Below are 1,932 nucleotides of genomic sequence, written 5' to 3'. Positions count from 1 at the left end.
TAGCGCCGATGGTAGTTGGGGGTTTCCCCCTGTGAGAGTAGGACGTCGCCAAGTAAAGAGTGGAAAGATCAGTAGAAATACTGGTCTTTTTTTGTGTTTAGAGAAAGATAAGAAAATAGATTGATCATCCCATTAATTTATTTCTATCGAAGATATAGAGGTAGAGACTAAAAAGCATTACTAGCCTGAGGCTTGGGAGAGCAAGAAGGAAGTGGATGGCAGCGAATGAAGACCGGACAGATAATACGATATCGCCAAGTAATGATATCAGATCAAAACTCTAAAGTTGTCATCAAAGAGTTGAAGCCCATAAGAGAACAGAATTTCAAGTCTAAAGTCCGTCATTAAAGAGATGAAGCCCATAAGAGAGCAGAATCCAAAGTCTAAAGGTCGTCATCAAGGATAAAGCCCAAAGATCAGTAGAGATACTGATCATTTTTTGTGCGTAAAAATTGGGTATAGGAATTTTGTGTTCTATTAAATAAAAAAATAAAGAATGATCGAGTCTTATTTAAAAGTGAATCTTAATTTAATATACTTATGTGAAAAGGCTATTGTCCAAAGTGAGGGAGAGTCATATATGAATAATTTAAAAGAACATTTGCAACAACTTGAAGAGAGTTTACTAAAACCTGAGATTCGTTCTTCTCAGCAGGAATTGCAAAAATTATTAGCTGAACAGTTTTTTGAATATGGAAGCTCGGGTAAAGTTTTATATAAAAATGAGGATATAGGTGTTGAAGGAATAGGAATAGTAAACATGAAAATAATTGATTTTGACATACATCCTCTTTCTGATGAAATTGTGCTAGCAACTTATCGTGTGTTTAATGTTGACAGTAAACAATATTCTTTACGTAGTTCAATATGGAAACTTATAAATAAGAGGTGGCAAATGGTTTTTCATCAAGGTACAAAAATAAATTGAGCTATATATATTTTGAATTCAAAAGTGAGTGCCTATCTATTAATAGTTGTTAGTGATTCTACATCTTTATATACTTTCTTTGTGTATGTTCTCTAATGTAGACCTACTGTACTTGAATTCTATATCTATCTTGGATAGTAGCAAGTGTCAGCATCAGAAAATAAGTGATTATCTTATGTTAGCTGCTTTATCTAAAGTAGCTGCAATTAAGATTCCTACTGTATATCTAATGAGATCAACTGTCAGATAGCCTTTTCCTAAAACTAATGCTCCAAATGGATAACTACGTAAATGGTTAATCCATTCAGCTTGGTAAAGTTGGCTAAATTCAATAATGAAGCAGAAAGTCAAACTGAAGAAAAAAGCTGTAAGTAGACTTTTATGAACTAGAAGAAAACGGAATCCATAATAGACCATCATTGCCCATAGTATATCACCAGCATTTTGAGCTACCAATATCGGTAATAGTTCACCGGATTTTCTTGAGGTTAGTCCTAGTGCGATGAATACAACAATTGCTAATATGTAAATTGATCTTTTATATAGAAAATGTCCTTTATTGGTAAACAATCATATCACTCTTTGTATGTTGTATTTGATTTAGTAGTATTTCTATACGTATAATGATTAGTCCTGCATACAGTTGCTATTAATTCAATGAGAGGACATCATGATGTGTTGTTTAGTAGTTATGTAAGTGAGCTGGTTTATAATAAATTCGTTATCAATACTTTATTAGAGAAGTTTATAAAAGTATTGACTTAGAAATATGTTTAGGTTATTATTAAATTCTGCCTCTGAGGTAGAAGTTATTAAAAACTATCTTATAAAATAAATTCAAAATTAGTGTTGACTTTATAATTAGTTAGATGGTATGATAATTACCTAGTCGCAAACGACTACTAATATTATGATCTTTGAAAACTAAACAAAACCAAGCGTGCCAACGTTAATTTCGATTAACAAAACGTACTATATAGTACAAAAACGAAACAACTATGAGC

The 1,932-nt window shown here is 31.9% G+C and carries 2 protein-coding genes; one reads left to right on the top strand and one right to left on the bottom strand.

All coding sequences use genetic code 11. The features are described from left to right. The first annotated feature begins 580 nt into the window (after positions 1-580). Positions 581-928, top strand: coding sequence for a nuclear transport factor 2 family protein (locus JOC75_RS23690; RefSeq protein ID WP_204956354.1), 348 nt, complete (start codon positions 581-583; stop codon positions 926-928). Between the two features lie 168 nt (positions 929-1,096). On the opposite strand, the gene JOC75_RS23685 is transcribed toward JOC75_RS23690, so the two are convergent. After that, positions 1,097-1,498 (bottom strand): ribosomal maturation YjgA family protein, encoded by a 402-nt coding sequence (locus tag JOC75_RS23685; protein ID WP_204956353.1) that lies wholly within the window; start codon positions 1,496-1,498, stop codon positions 1,097-1,099. Between the last annotated feature and the right edge of the window lie 434 nt (positions 1,499-1,932).

Origin of the sequence: Metabacillus crassostreae (assembly GCF_016908395.1) — a bacterium.
Taxonomy (GTDB): Bacteria; Bacillota; Bacilli; order Bacillales; family Bacillaceae; genus Metabacillus; species Metabacillus crassostreae.
Note: the sequence above shows the minus strand (reverse complement) of the source record. Positions and strands in the feature narration are given on the sequence as shown.